Consider the following 17904-nt stretch of genomic DNA (forward strand, 5'->3'; position numbering starts at 1 on the left):
CTGCGCCGCACTGTAGGCCGCACCACTGGGGTTGGAAGGCGAATTCAAGAACAGCCAGCGTGTGCGGGGCGTGATGGCGCCATCCAACTGCTCTGCGCTCAGGCGAAAACCTTGCGCCTCGCTACATGGCAGCAGCACCGGCACGCCGCCGCAGATCTGCACCATGTCGGCATACGAGGTCCAGAACGGCGCCGGCAAGATGACTTCATCACCCGGGTTGAGGCTGGCCATCAGCGCGTTGAAGATCACTTGTTTGGCACCGGCGCCTACGCTGATTTCGTTGGGCGCAAAGGCCAGTTTGTTGTCGCGCGCAAACTTGTGTTGCACCGCTGCGCGCATGGCCGGGCTGCCGTCCAGCACGGTGTAGCGGGTGTCGCCACGCGCCAGGGCCCGTGCGGCGGCCTCGCAGATGTGTGGCGGCGTGTCGAAGTCGGGCTCGCCTGCGCCCAGCACAATCACCGGGCGGCCGGCGCGTTTCAAGGCGTTGGCATGGTCGGTGATGCGCAGGATTTCCGACACACCGATGGCGCGCACCCGCTGCGCGGGTGCGAAGGGTGCGACGGGCGCAAATGGGGTGCTCATTTGAGGTAAGACTCCAGCGGTTTGTCGTTAGGGGCGGCCATCAACTGCTTGAGCGAGGCGCTCATGGCCAGGTTCAGGCTGGTGTTGCGCGGCGGAATCGGGCTCATGAACCACTTGCTGTAGATCTTCTCCATTTCGCCCGATTGCATGAGGCGCTGCAGCACACCATCGACGGCGGCCTTGAACGCCGGGTCGTCTTTGCGGAACAGCAGGGCGATGGGCTCCGAGCCCAACACTTCTCCGACGATGCGGTAGGCGCCAGGGTTTTTCGACGTGGCGATGATGCCGGCGAGCAGGTTGTCGTCGAGCACAAAGGCATCGGCCCGGCCAGATTCAAGCAGCAGAAAACTCTCGTTGTGGTCTTTGCCCATGACGGTATTGATCTGCACGTTTTGCTTGCGCAGCAACTGCACGGCGGTGGTGCCGGTGGACGCGACCACGGTGCGCCCGGCCAGTTGTGCCACCGAGGTGATGCCCGAATCCACCTTGGTCGCCATGCGCACCTCGCTCACGTAAGTGGTCAGCGCAAACGCCACCTGCTGCTGGCGCGCCAGGTTGTTGGTGGTGGGGCCGCAGCCGATGTCGAGTGTGCCGTTCTGCACCAGCGGCAAAGTGTTTTGCGCGGTGACCGCCATGTATTCGAGCTTGGCATTCGGCGCGATTTCCTTCAGCACGCGTTCGCACAGTTCCACGTGGTAGCCGATGTATTTTTCATTCGCCCCCAGCGCATAGGCCATGGGCGGCGAGGCTTCGCGCACACCCAGCACGACCCGGCCGCTGCTCTTGATCTTGTCCAGCGTGCCGGTGGTGGACTGCGTGTGGGCGCTGAGCGACAGCGCCAGCAGGGCGGTGGCAGCAGCAAGTTTTCGAATGGTGATGGCCATGTTTTTGTCTCCAGTGAATTGTTTTGGGAATCGGCTTTATCGCCCGTGACGGCCCGCCAATATCGGCGAAGACGGTCGTTTTGGATAACGACAAATGCGAACCAGTTGATGCGAAAATGGAATGAACTTGTAGAAAAATAAGGAGCGTCTAGCGCATGTCACGTGAGCGTTCAAGGCTTGATTTCCTTTCGCAGTGCAAATGGCGTTCATTCCAGGGGTGAATCACCATGTTTCGTAAAACATTCCTGCCTGCGGTGTCGGATCTGCAGGCGTTCGAGTCCGCCGCGCGCCACACCAGCATCTCGCGTGCGGCCGAGGAACTGCACCTCACCCAAAGCGCGGTGTCGCGCAAGATCGGCCAACTCGAAGGGCAACTGGGCATGGCTTTGTTCCACCGTGTGCGCCAGCGGGTGGTGTTGACGGATGCCGGGCGGGTCTATGCGGCCGACGTGCGTGCCGCCCTGCAGCAGTTGTCGGCCGCGACGCAAAAAGCCATGTCCTATGTGGAAGGTGATGGGCTGTTGAACCTGGCGGTGTTACCCACCTTTGGCACCAGGTGGTTGATCCCGCGCCTGGGCGACTTTGCGCGCCTGCACCCCAAGGTCACCGTCAACATGGCCGCGCGTACCGAGCCCTTCGACTTTGCGCAGGCGCCGCTGGATGCGGCGATTCATTTCGGCGCACCGCATTGGGCGGGCGCCGTGTGTGAGTTTCTGATGCACGAGCAGGTGGTGCCACTGTGCAGCCCGGCGTATCACGTGCAGTTGGGCTTCCAGCGTGTGCAGGACCTGACCAAGGCCGTGTTGCTGCAGCAGACCACGCGCCCCAGCCAATGGGCCGACTGGTTCGAGCAGGTGGGTGTGGATGTTCAACACGCTTTGCGCGGGCCGCGTTTTGAGCAGTTCTCCATGATTGCGCAAGCGGCGGTGTCGGGCCTGGGGGCGGCGCTGTTGCCGCGGTTCTTGGTGGAAGCCGAAATCGCCGCGGGCACGCTGGTGCAACTGTTTCCGCAGGCCCTGAGCAGTCGTGAGGCCTACTATCTGGTGTACCCAGAATCGCGTGCCGAGGCACCGCTGGTGCGCGCGTTTCGCGACTGGATCTGTGCGGCGGCGGCTGCGCACTGAGCCCGGTTCACGGCGGCTTGGCCATCTCGCGCAGCAGGGCGTTGAACTGCTCGGCGGTTTCGTGTTGCACCAGCGCTGGCCCAATCCATGGCGGGAACCAAAAGCCGGGCTCGGCTTCGGCGTGGTAGGTCAGGCGTGTGCCGGTGCCTTCAGGTTCGAGCTGCATCAGGCTGTCGGCGCGCTGCAGGTTGCCGCCCACGCCATGGGCGCGGATCTGTACCATGGGGCTGAGCTGGATTTCGCGTATGGATTCGAACTGGCTTGAGAAAACGCCATACCGCGCCACGCCTTTTTGCTGCACCGTCAGGCTTTTTTCACCGCGCGCAATGATCTCGCTGCTGCTCAGATTGGGGATGATGCTGGCCATGTGCTCGAAATCGGTGAGCACCGCCCATGCACGCGCCAGCGGGGCTGGGGTGTGAAGCGTCAGGTCCACCGTGAAGTGGTTTCCTTTGTGCTCCACATGGACATCGCTGTCTGCCACTGGTGTGAAGTCGTCGGCGGCTGCCGCGCTTGTGGCCTCGCCCCAAAGAGGCACACATCCCGCCAGCAACATCAACATCGCAAAAGCTCTGCGCAACATGGTGACTCCTTGTCTGTGGCTTATGCACCGGTGTCAAATTTTCAGTCGTTTGCAAAACTGTAAGGGCCACCGCGCTCCAGCGCACGCTGGTAGGCCGGCCGTGCATGGATGTTTGCCAGCCAGGCCAGGGCCTTGGGGCGGCTGGCATCCAGGCCCGCGCGTTGGCGCGCGGCTTCCAGCGGAAAACTCATCTGGACATCGGCCGCACTGAATTCGGCCCCGGCCAGCCACGCGCTGCGCTGCAGTTCCGCCTCGATGAAATCGAGTTGGCGCTTGAGATTCGGCTCCACCAAGCTGCCCAGCACCTTGTTGGCAATGGCCTTGGCGATGGGTTTGGCGAAGAACGGCATCCTGGTGCTCTTGATGCGCTCAAACACCAGCTTGAGCAACAGCGGCGGCATGGCCGAGCCCTCGGCGAAGTGCAGCCAGTAGCGGTAGCGCAGGTGCTCGGGCGAACCTGCGGCCGGTACCAGGCGGCCATTGCCGTAGCGCTCCATAACGTACTCGATGATGGCGCCGGTTTCGGCCACGGTGATGTCGCCGTCGGTGATCACCGGCGACTTGCCCAGCGGGTGCACCTGGCGCAACTCGGGCGGCGCCAGCATGGTGTCGGGGTCGCGCTGGTAATGCTTGATCTCGTAGGCAATGCCTAGTTCTTCGAGCAGCCACAACACACGTTGCGAGCGGGAGTTGTTGAGGTGGTGAACGGTGATCATGGTGTAAGTGTGGAAAGTGATAGAGGCATTGTGCGACCTCTGGGGATGCTCTGCATACCTGCCGCGCAGCCTGCAGGTCTTGTCCCACGCCACAGTCAGGGCACACCGACAGGGCCTGGCCCAAATGCCCGACAAACCACGGCAGCGTGCGTCCATACAGTGAACCCACTTGCCGCAGCCCATAGGCGGAAAGCCTTCAAAACATCCATTCTGAACAAGGTGACAACATGAAAAACACTTTCAAACTGCTTCTGGCTTGTGCGCCGATATTGCTGGTGGCATGTGGTGGTGGTGGCGATGACAACCTGGATGACCGCGTCGACATTGCCGACCCTAAGGTGCGCCTGGTGCACGCGGTGCCGCTGGCCCCGAACGTAGCGCTGTACCGCGACAACGTATTGCAGGCCGACGCCGCGAATTTGCCTTACAAGGGTGCGTCTAAGTACTTCGACGTCTCGACCTCCAGCGCCACCTGGTCGGTGCGCACCGTGACCGGAGATGTGGCGGTAGGCCAGCAAAATTTTGAGGCCACGCGTGGCAACAAGTTCACCTTGGTGGCGGTGCCGGATTCGGGCTCTGGGGCCGAGGTGCTGTTGATCCGCGACCCTTACAACAAGAGCCTGACCAGCGACCGCGCACGTGTCCGCGTGCTCAATGCCGCGTTCAACGCGCCCGACGTAGACGTGTATGTGACCGAACCGAATGCCGACCTCAGCGCTATCTCGCCCAACTTTGCTTCGGTGGACTACAAGGCGGCCGAGCCCAAGTCTGGCAGTGACTCCAACGAGTTTGCCGGGGGCAACCACGCTTATTGGTTGACCATCACGGTGGCTGGCTCCAAGGTTCCGGTGTTCCGTGCGCCCATTACTTCGCCAGACAACGGCGACTGGATCGTCACGCTGCTGCCTGATTCGTTGACGCCGTTGGACCTGAAGGTATTGTTGGTGAAGGCCAACGATGCGGCCAGTACCTCGGAAGAAGTTCCTAACGCGCTCTAAGTCAAACCAATCAAGCGCTTTTGTTCCCCTCTTTGGGCCCTCTCGGCGTTTCGCTGGGCGGGCCTTTTTTTGTGCTCAACTTAGTCGTTCACCAAGACGAGCTTGCCCAACACCGCACGGCCATTCAGCAAGGCATATGCCTTGGGCAGATCGGCCATGGCCAACGTGGCGTGGATAGCCGGCTTGATGCGCCCGGCAAGATACCACTGCACCAGTTGCGCCATGGCGGCCGCATTCGCCTTGGGTTCCTGTTTGGCAAAGCCGCCCCAGAACACGCCCACCACCGAGGCACCTTTGAGCAAGGCCAGGTTGAAGGGCAGGGCCGGAATGGCGCCGCCCGCAAACCCCACGACCAGGTAACGCCCGCGCCAGGCGATGGAGCGAAATGCCGGCTCGGCCAGGTCGCCGCCGACCGGGTCGTAAATCACGTCGGGGCCTTTGCCTTCGGTCAGCGCCTTGAGTGCATCGCGTAGATTTTCGCGGCTGTAGTTGATGCTGGCGTCGGCGCCCAGCGTTTTGCAGAAGGCGCACTTTTCATCGGTCGACGCCGCGGCGATCACACGGGCTCCCACGGCCTTGGCAATCTGTATGGCCGAAGTGCCGACGCCGCCTGCGGCCCCCAGCACCAGCACGGTTTCTCCGGCTTTGAGTTGGGCGCGGTCCACCAGCGCGTGGTGCGAGGTGGCGTAGGTCATGGTGAAGGCGGCGGCATCGGCAAACGGAAAGCCATCGGGCAGCGGCATGCACACGGCGGCAGGTGCGATGGCATGGCTGCCAAAGCCGCCAGTGCCGGTGAGCGTGACGACGTTTTGCCCGGGGTGCAACTGGCGCACGTTGGCGCCCACGGCCTCCACCACGCCGGCAAACTCGGCACCGGGCACAAACGGCAGTGGCGGCTTGAGTTGGTATTTGTTCTGCACGATCAGCAGGTCGGGGTAGTTCAGGCTCGCCGCCTTGATGGCGATGCGCACCTCGTCCGGCCCGGGCTCAGGGGCGGGAATTTCTTTCCACGTGAGGGCGTCTACGCCGATGGGGTTTTCGCATAACCAGGCGTGCATAAGAGGTCTCCAGTCTGTGGCGTCAGTAGTTGGCGTCGGGGGTTCTCAAAGGTTCATGTGTTCATCATAGGCCCCACCTACAATGCCCGTTGCTCATGAAAATCCTCATCTCCAACGACGACGGCTACCAGGCACCCGGCATCGTCGCACTGTACGAAGCCCTGAAAGACGTGGCCGAAGTCGAAGTGGTCGCGCCGGAACACAACAACAGCGCCAAATCGAACGCACTCACGCTGGCGGCGCCGCTGTATGTGCACACGGCGCACAACGGCTTTCGCTACATCAACGGCACACCCGCAGACTGTGTGCACATCGCACTCACGGGTTTGCTGGGCTATCGGCCCGATCTGGTGGTCTCCGGCATCAACAACGGCGCCAACATGGGCGACGACACCATCTACTCCGGCACCGTGGGCGCCGCCATGGAAGGTTATTTGTTTGGTGTGCCGGCGATTGCCTTTTCGCAAACCAAACGCGGCTGGGAGCATATTGACGACGCCGCCCGGGTGGCGCGCGAGATGGTGCAGCGCATGCTGCAGCAGCAACTGGTGGGCGCACAGCCCTGGCTGCTGAACGTGAACATTCCCAATTTGCCTTATGCCGACATCAAGCCCATGAAGGTGTGCCGGTTGGGCCGCCGCCACGCGGCCGAAAAAGTCATCACCATGAACAGCCCGCGCGGCGAAACCATGTACTGGATTGGCGACGCCGGCCCGGTGAAAGACGATGCCGACGGCACCGATTTCCACGCCACCACGCTGGGCCATGTGGCCATGACGCCGCTGCAGGTTGACCTCACCGACCACGAACACCTGCGTTATTGGGCGCAGACGGCGGCGCAATTGGTGGGCGACAAACCGGCCGACGAGGCCCAAGGCGCGTGACGGCATGACAGCACCCCAGCGCCCCAGCTTCCCCGCCCGTATCGACCTGCATTCGGGCAAACCGACTGGCAAAACCGTCACCCCTGCACCCACTCCTAAAACGAGAGCGGTTCCCGCAACTGCAGCAGGCGTTAACGGCTTGAATCCCTTGAAAAAAACCAATACCGCCAGCGCGGTGGCCTTGGCGCCCATGGCGTCGTCGCTGGCGCCGCGCGGCTTTGGCATGGACTCTGCCGCCATGCGCGCACGCCTGGCACAGCACCTGGCGAATACCGGCATCAGCTCCAAGGCCGTGCTGCAGGCGATTGGCACGGTGGAGCGCCACCGCTTTGTGGATACCGCGCTGGTCAACCAGGCCTACGAAGACACCAGCTTGCCGATTGGCCTGGGCCAGACGATTTCCAAGCCGAATGTGGTGGCGCGCATGATAGAGCTGCTGCTGCAGTCCGAACTGGCCAGCCGTGGACCGTTGACGCGTGTGCTGGAAATCGGCACCGGCTGCGGCTACCAGGCGGCGGTGCTGGCCGAACTGGTGCGCGAGGTCTACAGCATAGAGCGGCTCCGCGGCCTGCACGAAAAGGCGCGTGCCAACCTGCGTCCGTTCAAACTCGCCAATGTGCATCTGCTGCTGGGCGACGGCATGTTGGGCTACCCCAAGGGCGGGCCTTATGCGGGCATCATCTCTGCGGCCGGCGGTGAAGCCGTGCCACAGGCCTGGCTGGAACAGCTGGCCGTGGGCGGGCGGCTGGTGGCGCCCACCGTCACCCATGGCGGGCAGCAGGCGCTGGTGGTGATAGACCGCAGCGCACAGGGCCTGCACCAGCAGGTGCTCGAGGCGGTTCACTTTGTCCCCTTAAAATCAGGCATTGCTTGAAGGAATTACTCATGGTTGGTTTGCGTGGTCAAGGGTGGAAAACCGGCTTGTTGCTGGCAGTGGTCGCAGGGTTGGCGGGATGTTCGTTTTCAAACAATGCGCGGCGCACAGCGCCTATAGAAGAGCGCGGCACCTACTCGTCTGCCAATGGCGAAACGGGCGCCACCGAGGTCACGCCTGCGAAGCCACTGCCCGGTGCTGAAAACGCTGGCCGTCCTGGCTACTACACCGTCAAGCCGGGCGACACGCTGATCCGCATCGGCCTGGACAACGGCCAAAGCTGGCGTGACATCGCCCGTTGGAACAATCTCGAAAATCCGAACATCATCGAAGTCGGCCAGGTGCTGCGCGTGGTCACCCCAGGCGCGACGCCCAGCGGTGACAACGGTGTGGTGACGCGCCCGGTCACGTCGTCCACGGTCACTGCTGCATCGGCTGCATCCTCGGGGGCCGCAACGGCCACGGCTGCTGCATCGGCGGCTTCGGCTGCGGCCGCCGCCAACGCCGGTGCGGCCAGTGCTGCCGCAGCTGCCAAGCCTGCGCCAGCCTCGTCGGCACCAGCCGCTTCCGCCGGCGCCGATGACGTGGCCTTCATCTGGCCCGTGAGCGGCGCCCTGTTGAATGGCTTCGACGAAGCCAAGAACAAAGGCCTTGATCTGGGTGGCAAAGCCGGTGACCCGGTGCTGGCCGCAGCCGATGGACGTGTGGTCTATGCCGGTGCCGGCCTGCGTGGTTACGGCAACCTCATCATCCTGAAACACAACAACACTTTTCTTACCGCCTACGCACACAACCAGACTCTGTTGGTCAAAGATGACCAAACCGTGCGCAAGGGCCAGAAGGTGGCCGAAATGGGCAGCACCGACGCCGACCGCGTGAAGCTGCATTTTGAAATCCGTCGCCAGGGCAAGCCGGTCGATCCGGCCAAGTACCTGCCCGCGAGGTAGGAGCAGCATGAAAAAACCCAACGCCGCCGGCCAGAAAATGGACTTGGACGCGTTGGGTGCTCCGGTGCCTGGGCCTGCGAAAGCAGCAAAGCCCAGCCCACCGACGGATGCAGCAGGCGCAGCTGATCCCACCGATCTTTCTGATCCACCAGACCCCGCCCCCTTTGCCGAACCGGACGCGGCTGCTTTAGCCGAGATCGCGGCCTTGGCCAGTCACCCTGCGAGCGAGTTGCTCGAGCCTGCAGCCTTCCCGCCGCTGCCGCACAAGCGCAACGCGGGCTCGTCGACGCGCAGTGGCGACGGTTTGGACGCGGTTTCCAGCGCCTCTGCTGCGGCCGGGGACGGTGGCGACATCCTCACCAAATACTTGCGCGATGTGCGCCGCACCACGCTGTTCACCCCCACAGAAGAATTCGAGATGGCGACGCGCGCGCGCGGCGGCGACTTTGCGGCGCGCCAGGCCATGATCGAACACAACCTGCGCTTGGTGGTGAGCATCGCCAAGTTCTACCTGGGCCGAGGTGTGCCGCTGAGCGACTTGATCGAAGAGGGCAACCTGGGGCTGATGCACGCCATCGACAAGTTCGAACCGGAGCGGGGCTTTCGTTTTTCCACCTATGCCACCTGGTGGATACGGCAGGCGGTAGAGCGTGCGGTGATGAACCAAGGCCGGGCGATTCGCCTGCCGGTGCATGTGGTGCGTGAGCTGCAGCAGGTGCTGCGCGCTCGCCGCACCTTGGAGAACGATTCGGCCTTTTCGGCGCTGCGCCCCGAGGGCGTACGTGTGGAGGACGTGGCCAGCCTGCTGGGCCGCGATCCACACGTGGTGGCGGATCTGCTGGCGCTGGCCGAAACGCCACGTTCGCTAGACGCCTCGCTGGACCGTGCCGAAGACGGCAGCAACATCGGAGATTCGCTGCCCGATGAAAACGCCGTCGACCCCTCCACCACGACGCACGATCACGAGGTCGGGCACTTGCTCGACCAGTGGGTTGGCATGTTGTCGGTGCGCGAGCGCGAGGTGTTGGATGCGCGTTATGGCCTGCATGACCGCGAACCCGAAACCCTGGAGGTGCTGAGCGAGCGCTTGGGACTGACGCGTGAACGGGTGCGCCAGATCCAGGTGGAGGCGCTACGCAAATTGCGCGTGCACCTGGGGCGCAATGGCATAGGCAAAGACGCTTTGTTTTGACGCACATGAAAAAGGCCTGCGCACGCGGGGTGCGCAGGCCTTGGCCTAGGCTGTAGAAGCCTTGCGGGCTTCTTCCGGGTTTTAGGAGACGCCTTTTTCCAGGAAACGCTGTGCGTCCAAAGCGGCCATGCAGCCGGTGCCAGCGCTGGTGATGGCTTGGCGGTAGATGTGGTCCTGCACGTCGCCCGCGGCAAACACGCCCGGCACACTGGTCATGGTGGCCAGGCCTTGCAGGCCCGAGCGTGTCACGATGTAGCCGTCTTTCATCTCCAGTTGGCCCTGGAAGATGTCGGTATTGGGTTTGTGGCCAATGGCGATGAAGCAGCCGTGCACGGCAATGTCTTTGGTGCTGCCGTCTTGTGTGTTCTGCAGGCGCACACCGGTCACGCCGGAGGCGTCACCCAGTACTTCTTGCAGGGTGTGGAACAGTTGCAGCTCGATCTTGCCGGCGGCCACTTTTTCCATCAGCTTGTCGACCAGAATGGCTTCGGCCTTGAACTTGTCGCGGCGGTGTATCAGTGTGACCTTGCTGGCGATGTTGGACAAGTACAACGCCTCTTCCACGGCGGTATTGCCGCCGCCGACCACGCAAACCTCTTGCTCGCGGTAGAAGAAGCCGTCGCAAGTGGCGCAACCGGATACACCGCGGCCCATGAAAGCGCTTTCCGATTCCAGGCCCAGGTATTGGGCCGAGGCGCCGGTGCACAGAATCAACGCGTCGCAGGTGTAGCTGCCGCTATCCCCCTTGAGGCGGAACGGGCGCTGGCTGAAGTCGACCTCGTTGATGTGGTCAAAGATGATTTCCGTCTTGAAGCGCTCGGCATGCTCCTGAAAGCGCTGCATCAATTCTGGACCTTGCACACCCGCCACATCGGCCGGCCAGTTGTCGACTTCGGTGGTGGTCATCAGTTGGCCGCCCTGGGCGATGCCGGTGATCAGCACTGGATCGAGGTTGGCACGTGCGGCATAAACCGCCGCGGTGTAACCGGCGGGGCCGGAGCCGAGAATGAGGACCTTGGCGTGTTTGGTGGCTGACATTGTTAAAAAAACCTGTAGTTGAATTCGTGGGTTGCCGTGTACAGTTTGCGTCTGGTTACAAAACTTCAAGCCATGACGCTACACGTGCGTGGTTACCCTTGGAGGGAATTTTGCCTTGTTTGTAATCACCCACCCCTAGATGGGGCCTAAGGAAGGATTTTTGATGTCGATGTTGTCAAATCTGGATCTGCTGCTGCGTGTGCCCCTGTTTTCGATGATGACGCCGGAGCAAGCAGAGGTGGTTGCGCGAGCCGTCATTAAACAAAAATTCAAACGCGGTGAAATCATTGTCGAACAAGGCCGCAAATCCAACGCCTTGTTCATCGTGCTCAGTGGCCGTGCGCGCGTGCTCACGACCGATGCGCGGGGGCGCGAGGTGATTTTGGCGACATTGCAAACCGGCGATTACATCGGTGAGATGAGCTTGATCGACAACGAGCCGCACTCCGCCACCGTGCTCACCGAAAGCCCTACCGACTGCCTGATGCTGGGCCGCCCGGAATTCGAGCATTGCCTGAGCGAAAACGCGGCCATGGCGCGTGCGGTGATGACGGGGCTGGTGAAACGTTTGCGCCGCGCCGACCAGAAAATCGAATCGCTGGCGCTGATGGACGTTTATGGCCGCGTGGCCCACGTACTGCTGGAGCAAGCCGGCCCCGACGCAGAAGGCCATATGGTCATACGCGAGAAGATTTCGCGCCAGGATGTGGCCAAAATGGTCGGCGCCTCGCGCGAAATGGTCAGCCGGGTGATGAAGGATCTGGAAGAGCGTGGTTACATCCAGAGCCGTGACAACGGCTCCATGGCACTGAAATCGGTGCTGGGCACACTGACCTGACTCTTGGGGCTGAAGTGCCCGCCATGCCCCTGGTGGAGTCGGCGGGCGATGCAAAGGCCTGAGCGCAACAGCCACTTACAGTTGGTTTGCGCGCTGTAGCGATCAAGTCGGCTGTTCAATGCGTTAAGCTTGGGTGCATTCATTGCCCATGACTTACTCGCTTAACACTCTCAATTCTTCTGGTCCCGTCTCGTCCCCGCTGCGCAGCGGGGTGCGCCGCTTTGTGCGCGAGATTGGTTTGATCCTCGGGCTGCTGGCCCTGGTGTTCTGGCTGCTGGCCATGTTCAGCTACAGCCCACAAGATGCCGCTTGGTCGACCACGGGCCAGGTGGCCGAGGTACGCAACTGGGCCGGCCGGCTTGGCGCCTGGGTGGCCGATCTCAGCTACTTTTTGTTTGGTTTCTCTGTCTGGTGGTGTTTTGCCGCCGGTTTGCGTTTTTGGCTGGCCACGCTGGCCGACTGGATGCGTGGTGCGGATGCCTTGCCGAAAAACGGCAAGGGAGAAGAAGTCCATTGGCTGGAAACCCGTGCCGCCTTCTGGTGTGGCCTGGTGTTGCTGCTGTGCGCTAGCACGTCGCTGGAATGGACGCGCCTTTATCGGCTGGAATCCTATCTGCCAGGGCAGGGCGGTGGTGTGCTGGGTTATGTGGTGGGCCCCTTCAGCAGCAAGTGGCTCGGGTTTGCCGGGTCTGGCCTGGTGTGGATCGTCTTGGGCCTGGTGGGCCTGTCGGCGGTGTTCCGTTTCTCCTGGGGCCAAGTGGCCGAGAGCCTGGGCGCGCGAGCCCATGCGCTGATCGAAACCCGGCGCGAGAAACGTGAAGTGGCGCAAGACCTTGAGGTCGGCAAAAAAGCCGCGCGTGAGCGTCAAGTGGTGGTGAGCGAAGAACGCGTGGAAATTGAAGCCCATCACCCCACGCCGGTGTTGATCGAGCCGGTGCTGGTCGAACCACCCAAGAGCCAGCGCGTCGCCAAGGAGCGCCAGAAGCCGCTGTTCAGCGAGCTGCCCGACTCCAAGCTGCCGCAGGTTGATTTGCTCGACTCGGCGCAGGCACGCCAGGAAACCGTGGCCCCCGAGACGCTGGAGATGACCAGCCGCATGATAGAGAAGAAGTTGAAAGACTTCGGTGTCGAAGTGCGCGTGGTGCTGGCTTCGCCGGGGCCGGTGATCACCCGTTATGAGATCGAGCCCGCCACGGGTGTCAAAGGCTCGCAGATCGTTGGCCTGGCGAAAGACCTGGCGCGCAGCTTGAGCCTGGTGTCGATTCGGGTGGTGGAAACCATTCCCGGCAAGAACTACATGGCGCTGGAGCTGCCCAACGCCAAACGCCAGTCGATCCGTTTGTCCGAAATCCTGGGTTCTTCGGTCTACCACGAGGCCAAGTCCATGCTCACCATGGGCCTGGGCAAAGACATTGTCGGCAACCCCATCGTCGCCGACCTGGGCAAGATGCCGCACGTCTTGGTGGCCGGTACCACCGGCTCGGGTAAGTCGGTGGGGATCAACGCCATGATCCTGTCGCTGCTCTACAAAGCCGAGGCGCGTGACGTGCGTATGCTGATGATCGATCCGAAGATGCTGGAAATGTCGGTCTATGAAGGCATTCCGCATTTGCTGGCCCCCGTGGTCACCGACATGAAACAAGCGGCGCACGGCCTGAACTGGTGTGTGGCCGAGATGGAGCGCCGCTACAAGCTCATGAGCAAGCTGGGCGTGCGCAACCTGGCTGGCTACAACGCCAAGATCGACGAAGCCAAGGCGCGTGAAGAATTCATCTACAACCCGTTCAGCCTCACGCCGGACGAGCCCGAACCGCTGCAACGCCAGCCCCACATCGTGGTGGTGATCGACGAGTTGGCCGACCTGATGATGGTTGTTGGCAAGAAGATAGAAGAGCTGATTGCGCGCCTGGCTCAAAAGGCGCGGGCCGCGGGCATCCACCTGATTCTGGCCACCCAGCGCCCCAGCGTGGACGTGATCACCGGCCTGATCAAGGCCAACATCCCCACACGTATCGCGTTCTCCGTGGGTTCCAAGATCGACAGCCGCACCATCCTCGACCAAATGGGCGCCGAGGCGCTGCTGGGCATGGGTGACATGCTCTACATGGCCAGCGGCACGGGTTTGCCTATCCGTGTACACGGCGCATTTGTCAGCGACGAAGAGGTGCACCGCGTGGTGAATTACCTCAAGACCCAAGGCGAGCCGGACTACATCGAAGGTGTGCTCGAAGGCGGCACCGTGGATGGCGAGGGCGGCTCGGATGGTGATGCCGATGGCGACAGCGGCGAGAAAGACCCGATGTATGACCAGGCCGTGGAAGTGGTGTTGAAAGACCGCAAGGCCAGCATCTCCTACGTGCAGCGCAAACTGCGCATTGGCTACAACCGCTCGGCACGCCTGCTCGAAGACATGGAAAAAGCCGGCCTGATCAGCGCCTTGAGCTCCAACGGCCAGCGCGAAGTGCTGGTGCCCCCGCGCAGCGAGTAAACACCGTGCGGCACACTTTCAAGTGTGCCGTGCCTCTGGAGAAGCCATGCAATACCCTGTTTTCCCGCGCCGTGTTTTTTTTGCTATTTTGATAGCTGGCACCGTACAGCTGGCAAGCGCAGACGGCCTTAAAAGCTTGGAAGATTTCATGAAGGGCACGCAGTCCGGCCGCGCCGACTTCAGCCAGGTCGTGACCTCTCCGCCCAAAGATGGCCAGGTCGCGCGCAGCAAGACTTCCAGCGGGCAATTCGAGTTTCAACGGCCGAACAAATTTCGCTTCGTCTACAAAAAACCGTTTGAGCAAACCATTGTGGCCGACGGCAAAACGCTGTGGCTGTATGACGCTGACCTGAACCAGGTCACCCAGCGCGCGCAGGACAAGGTATTGGGCAGCACACCCGCTGCGCTGCTGGCCAGCACGCCCGATCTACAAGCCTTGCGCGCCGACTTCAACCTGGTCGCGGCGCCGGATGCCGACGGCCTGCAGTGGGTACAGGCCACACCCAAAGCCAAAGACACCCAGGTGCAGAACGTGCGTGTGGGCTTTGAGGGCAGCCGCCTGGCGGTGCTGGATATTCTGGATGGTTTCGGCCAGCGCTCGGTCATCACCTTCCGCCAGTTTGAAAGCAACCCCAAGCTGGCGGCCGAAGTGTTTCAGTTCAAAGCCCCCGCTGGCGCCGATGTGCTGAAGCCTTGAAACGCTGGATGATTTAGTCCCATGTCCGATCTGTTCGCCACCGCACCCGTGGCCCCGTTGGCCGAGGCCCTGCGCCCGAAAACATTGGACGAAGTGATAGGCCAGTCGCACCTGCTCGGGCCGGGCAAACCGCTGAAGCTGGCGTTCCAGTCGGGCAAACCACATTCGATGATTCTGTGGGGCCCGCCGGGCGTAGGCAAAACCACGCTGGCGCGGCTCACGGCGCAGGCTTTTGACTGCCAGTTCATCGCTTTGTCGGCGGTGTTTTCCGGCGTCAAAGACATCCGCGCAGCCATGGAGCAGGCGCAGCAATACCTCTCGCAAGGGCAGGCGACGATCTTGTTCGTGGACGAGATCCACCGCTTCAACAAGTCTCAGCAGGATGCGCTACTGCCGTATGCCGAGAGCGGACTGGTCACCTTCATCGGTGCGACGACGGAAAACCCATCGTTTGAAGTGAACTCGGCGCTGTTGTCGCGTGCGCAGGTCTATGTGCTCAAGTCCTTGACCGACGACGAACTGAAGCTGCTGCTGGCCCGCGCCCAGGAAAAAGCGCTGGGTGATTTAAGCTTTGACGACGCCGCCAGCAATACCCTCGTGGGTTATGCCGATGGGGATGCGCGCCGCTTCCTGAACCTGCTGGAGCAATGCCAGACTGCTGCGGGCGCGGCCGGTGTGACCCACATCAATGCCGACTTTGTGCAGAACGCGCTGAGCCTGAACGCGCGCCGTTTCGACAAGGGTGGCGACAACTTCTACGACCAGATTTCGGCGCTGCACAAGTCGGTGCGCGGCTCCAACCCTGACGGCGCGCTGTATTGGTTATGCCGCATGCTGGACGGTGGCGCCGACCCGCGTTACCTGTCGCGGCGCATTGTGCGCATGGCCTGGGAGGACATAGGCCTGGCCGACCCACGCGCCATGCAGATTGCCAACGACGCCGCACTCACCTACGAGCGCCTGGGCAGCCCGGAGGGCGAGCTGGCGCTGGGGCAGGCCGTCATCTACCTGGCCGTTGCTGCCAAAAGCAACGCCGGCTACAACGCCTACAACCAGGCGCGTGCCTTTGTGAAGCAGGACAAGAGCCGCGAGGTGCCGGTGCACCTGCGCAACGCGCCCACCAAGCTCATGAAGGAGCTGGGTTATGGCCACGCCTACCGTTATGCACACGATGAGCCGCATGCCTATGCGGCGGGCGAAACCTATCTGCCAGATGGTCTAGACCAGCCGGGCTGGTACCAGCCTGTACCGCGTGGGCTGGAGAGCAAGATAGGCGAAAAATTGGCCTTCTTGCGCAAGCTGGACGACGAGGCCGGCGGCGGCTGAGCGGTCAAAAACCGCCGATCTGTCGCCTAGGTGTCTGGCGCCGATTCCGAGATAAGTGCGCGGCCTGCAACGGGTTTATTCATTAAGACACCTTATGGGTGCAACAAACAACTCATTTGAGTGCTTCAACAGGGAAAACCCCGTCTGTTCCCTAGGTGGGACACCTTTCGGCGCTAGCTACAATCCGCCCGAACCCGCCAAACCACAGACCTGGCGGGTTTTTTGCTAGTTAGAGAGGCTGGTCACAACGGCCTGACGCGAGTCTTCAAATGCCCCTGGGTGCTTGAGGGTTCAGGTCAGTCTGCTGGCACTGAATTAAACCCGGAGTAATTTTTTATGGATATCTTGCTACAGCAGATCATCAACGGTCTGGTCCTGGGCAGCATGTATGCCTTGATAGCCTTGGGCTACACCATGGTGTACGGGATCATTAACCTGATCAACTTTGCGCACGGAGAAGTGTTGATGGTGGGCGCGCTCACCAGTTGGACCGTCATCGGTCTGATGAAAGACGGCATGCCCGGCGCACCCGGTTGGTTGATCTTGTTCCTGGCGCTGATCATCGCCTGCGTGGTGGCTGCCGCGCTGAACTTCGTGATTGAAAAAGTGGCCTACCGGCCGCTGCGCAACAGCCCCAAGCTGGCACCCTTGATCACCGCCATCGGCATGTCGATCTTGCTGCAGACGCTGGCCATGATCATCTGGAAGCCCAACTACAAACCGTATCCGACCCTATTGCCTAGCGCGCCCTACAACATCGGTGGCGCAGTGATCACGCCCACACAAATCCTCATCCTGGGTTTGACGGCAGTGTCTCTGGCGGTGCTGATGTGGGTGGTGAACTTCACCAAGCTCGGCCGCGCCATGCGCGCCACGGCAGAAAACCCACGCGTCGCCGCCCTGATGGGTGTGAAGCCCGACATGGTGATTTCCGCGACCTTCATCATCGGCGCCATCCTGGCCGCCATCGCCGGCGTGATGTACGCCTCCAACTACGGCACGGTGCAACACACCATGGGCTTCCTGCCCGGCCTCAAGGCCTTCACGGCAGCCGTGTTCGGCGGCATTGGCAACCTGGGCGGCGCGGTACTCGGCGGCATCTTGCTGGGCCTGATCGAAGCCATTGGCGCGGGTTACATCGGCACCCTGACCGGTGGTGTGTTGGGTAGCCATTACTCCGACATCTTCGCCTTCATCGTGCTGATCTTCGTCTTGACCTTGCGTCCTTCCGGCTTGCTGGGTGAGCGTGTGGCCGACCGTGCCTGATGCGGGAGTCTTTGAACATGAACCAAAGTAAAAATCTGAAGCTGGCCTTTCTGGCCGTCGGGCTTTTCATTCTGCCGCTGATCCTGCAAAACTTCGGCAACGCCTGGGTGCGGATTGCCGACATGGCGCTGCTCTACGTGTTGCTGTCGCTGGGGCTGAACATCGTGGTCGGCTTTGCCGGCCTGCTCGACCTGGGCTTTGTGGCGTTTTTTGCCGTGGGCGCCTACATGTATGCGCTGATGGCCTCGCCGCAACTGAGCGATGCCTTCCCGGCTTTTGCCGCCATGTTCCCCAACGGCCTGCATTCGCCGCTGTGGCTCATCGTGCCGCTAGGGGCCGGGCTGGCGGGTTTGTTTGGCATTCTGCTGGGCGCGCCCACACTCAAGCTGCGCGGCGACTACCTCGCCAT

18 protein-coding genes are annotated in these 17904 nt (G+C 62.0%); 12 read left to right on the top strand and 6 right to left on the bottom strand.

Annotated features, from left to right (window positions below; translation table 11 throughout):
- Together ACFQ95_RS25295 and ACFQ95_RS25300 are read right to left on the bottom strand one after the other, a co-directional pair.
- The coding region (locus ACFQ95_RS25295; RefSeq protein ID WP_422835629.1) for an aminotransferase class I/II-fold pyridoxal phosphate-dependent enzyme at nucleotides 1-582 on the bottom strand (582 nt) is incomplete at its 3' end.
- Entirely contained in the window at nucleotides 579-1466 is an 888-nt protein-coding gene (locus tag ACFQ95_RS25300) for an amino acid ABC transporter substrate-binding protein (protein WP_422835631.1), read from the bottom strand. The genes ACFQ95_RS25295 and ACFQ95_RS25300, both read right to left, overlap by 4 nt.
- 227 nt (nucleotides 1467-1693) lie before the next feature.
- Between ACFQ95_RS25300 and gcvA the strand changes: the two genes are divergently transcribed.
- Complete coding sequence (gcvA, locus tag ACFQ95_RS25305) at nucleotides 1694-2590, top strand: transcriptional regulator GcvA (RefSeq protein WP_422835633.1); 897 nt, start codon at nucleotides 1694-1696, stop codon at nucleotides 2588-2590.
- 7 nt (nucleotides 2591-2597) lie between these two features.
- Here the strand turns inward: gcvA and ACFQ95_RS25310 are convergent, their stop codons facing one another.
- Together ACFQ95_RS25310 and ACFQ95_RS25315 are read right to left on the bottom strand one after the other, a co-directional pair.
- Complete coding sequence (locus ACFQ95_RS25310) at nucleotides 2598-3173, bottom strand: SRPBCC family protein (protein WP_422835635.1); 576 nt, start codon at nucleotides 3171-3173, stop codon at nucleotides 2598-2600.
- A 41-nt stretch (nucleotides 3174-3214) separates the two neighbouring features.
- Nucleotides 3215-3889, bottom strand: a complete 675-nt coding sequence (locus ACFQ95_RS25315; protein WP_422835637.1) for a glutathione S-transferase — start codon at nucleotides 3887-3889, stop codon at nucleotides 3215-3217.
- Between the two features lie 227 nt (nucleotides 3890-4116).
- Between ACFQ95_RS25315 and ACFQ95_RS25320 the strand changes: the two genes are divergently transcribed.
- Nucleotides 4117-4887: a DUF4397 domain-containing protein gene (locus ACFQ95_RS25320; protein ID WP_422835639.1), complete on the top strand. Its 771-nt coding sequence runs from the start codon at nucleotides 4117-4119 to the stop codon at nucleotides 4885-4887.
- An 80-nt stretch (nucleotides 4888-4967) separates the two neighbouring features.
- Here the strand turns inward: ACFQ95_RS25320 and ACFQ95_RS25325 are convergent, their stop codons facing one another.
- Nucleotides 4968-5945, bottom strand: a complete 978-nt coding sequence (locus ACFQ95_RS25325; protein WP_422835641.1) for an NADPH:quinone oxidoreductase family protein — start codon at nucleotides 5943-5945, stop codon at nucleotides 4968-4970.
- Between the two features lie 95 nt (nucleotides 5946-6040).
- Between ACFQ95_RS25325 and surE the strand changes: the two genes are divergently transcribed.
- From surE to ACFQ95_RS25345, 4 genes are read left to right on the top strand one after another with little or no spacing between them, the layout of a single operon-like run.
- Complete coding sequence (gene surE, locus ACFQ95_RS25330; protein WP_422835643.1) at nucleotides 6041-6829, top strand: 5'/3'-nucleotidase SurE; 789 nt, start codon at nucleotides 6041-6043, stop codon at nucleotides 6827-6829.
- Nucleotides 6830-6833: 4 nt separating this feature from the next.
- On the top strand, nucleotides 6834-7703 hold the full coding sequence (locus ACFQ95_RS25335) for a protein-L-isoaspartate(D-aspartate) O-methyltransferase (RefSeq protein ID WP_422835645.1): 870 nt from the start codon (nucleotides 6834-6836) through the stop codon (nucleotides 7701-7703).
- A gap of 11 nt (nucleotides 7704-7714) precedes the next feature.
- Nucleotides 7715-8650: a peptidoglycan DD-metalloendopeptidase family protein gene (locus ACFQ95_RS25340; protein WP_422835647.1), complete on the top strand. Its 936-nt coding sequence runs from the start codon at nucleotides 7715-7717 to the stop codon at nucleotides 8648-8650.
- 7 nt (nucleotides 8651-8657) lie between these two features.
- On the top strand, nucleotides 8658-9842 hold the full coding sequence (locus ACFQ95_RS25345) for a sigma-70 family RNA polymerase sigma factor (protein ID WP_422835649.1): 1185 nt from the start codon (nucleotides 8658-8660) through the stop codon (nucleotides 9840-9842).
- An 81-nt stretch (nucleotides 9843-9923) separates the two neighbouring features.
- Here the strand turns inward: ACFQ95_RS25345 and trxB are convergent, their stop codons facing one another.
- On the bottom strand, nucleotides 9924-10880 hold the full coding sequence (gene trxB / locus ACFQ95_RS25350) for a thioredoxin-disulfide reductase (protein ID WP_422835651.1): 957 nt from the start codon (nucleotides 10878-10880) through the stop codon (nucleotides 9924-9926).
- Between the two features lie 163 nt (nucleotides 10881-11043).
- On the opposite strand from trxB, the gene ACFQ95_RS25355 reads away from it, so the two are divergent.
- From ACFQ95_RS25355 to ACFQ95_RS25380, 6 genes are all read left to right on the top strand, one after another.
- Entirely contained in the window at nucleotides 11044-11718 is a 675-nt protein-coding gene (locus tag ACFQ95_RS25355; protein ID WP_422835653.1) for a Crp/Fnr family transcriptional regulator, read from the top strand.
- A 148-nt stretch (nucleotides 11719-11866) separates the two neighbouring features.
- Entirely contained in the window at nucleotides 11867-14206 is a 2340-nt protein-coding gene (locus ACFQ95_RS25360) for a DNA translocase FtsK (protein WP_422835655.1), read from the top strand.
- Between the two features lie 46 nt (nucleotides 14207-14252).
- Nucleotides 14253-14903, top strand: coding sequence for an outer membrane lipoprotein chaperone LolA (gene lolA / locus ACFQ95_RS25365; RefSeq protein WP_422835657.1), 651 nt, complete (start codon nucleotides 14253-14255; stop codon nucleotides 14901-14903).
- 21 nt (nucleotides 14904-14924) lie between these two features.
- Nucleotides 14925-16229 (top strand): replication-associated recombination protein A, encoded by a 1305-nt coding sequence (locus ACFQ95_RS25370; RefSeq protein ID WP_422835659.1) that lies wholly within the window; start codon nucleotides 14925-14927, stop codon nucleotides 16227-16229.
- Nucleotides 16230-16565: 336 nt separating this feature from the next.
- The gene (locus tag ACFQ95_RS25375) at nucleotides 16566-17495 is read left to right on the top strand and encodes a branched-chain amino acid ABC transporter permease (RefSeq protein WP_422835661.1); all 930 of its coding nucleotides are present in this window, start codon (nucleotides 16566-16568) and stop codon (nucleotides 17493-17495) included.
- A 17-nt stretch (nucleotides 17496-17512) separates the two neighbouring features.
- Nucleotides 17513-17904: ABC transporter permease subunit (locus tag ACFQ95_RS25380; RefSeq protein ID WP_422835663.1), on the top strand; the 392-nt coding region annotated here is incomplete at its 3' end.

Origin of the sequence: Variovorax sp. HJSM1_2 (assembly GCF_049316285.1) — a bacterium.
Classification (GTDB): domain Bacteria; phylum Pseudomonadota; class Gammaproteobacteria; order Burkholderiales; family Burkholderiaceae_C; genus Rhodoferax_B.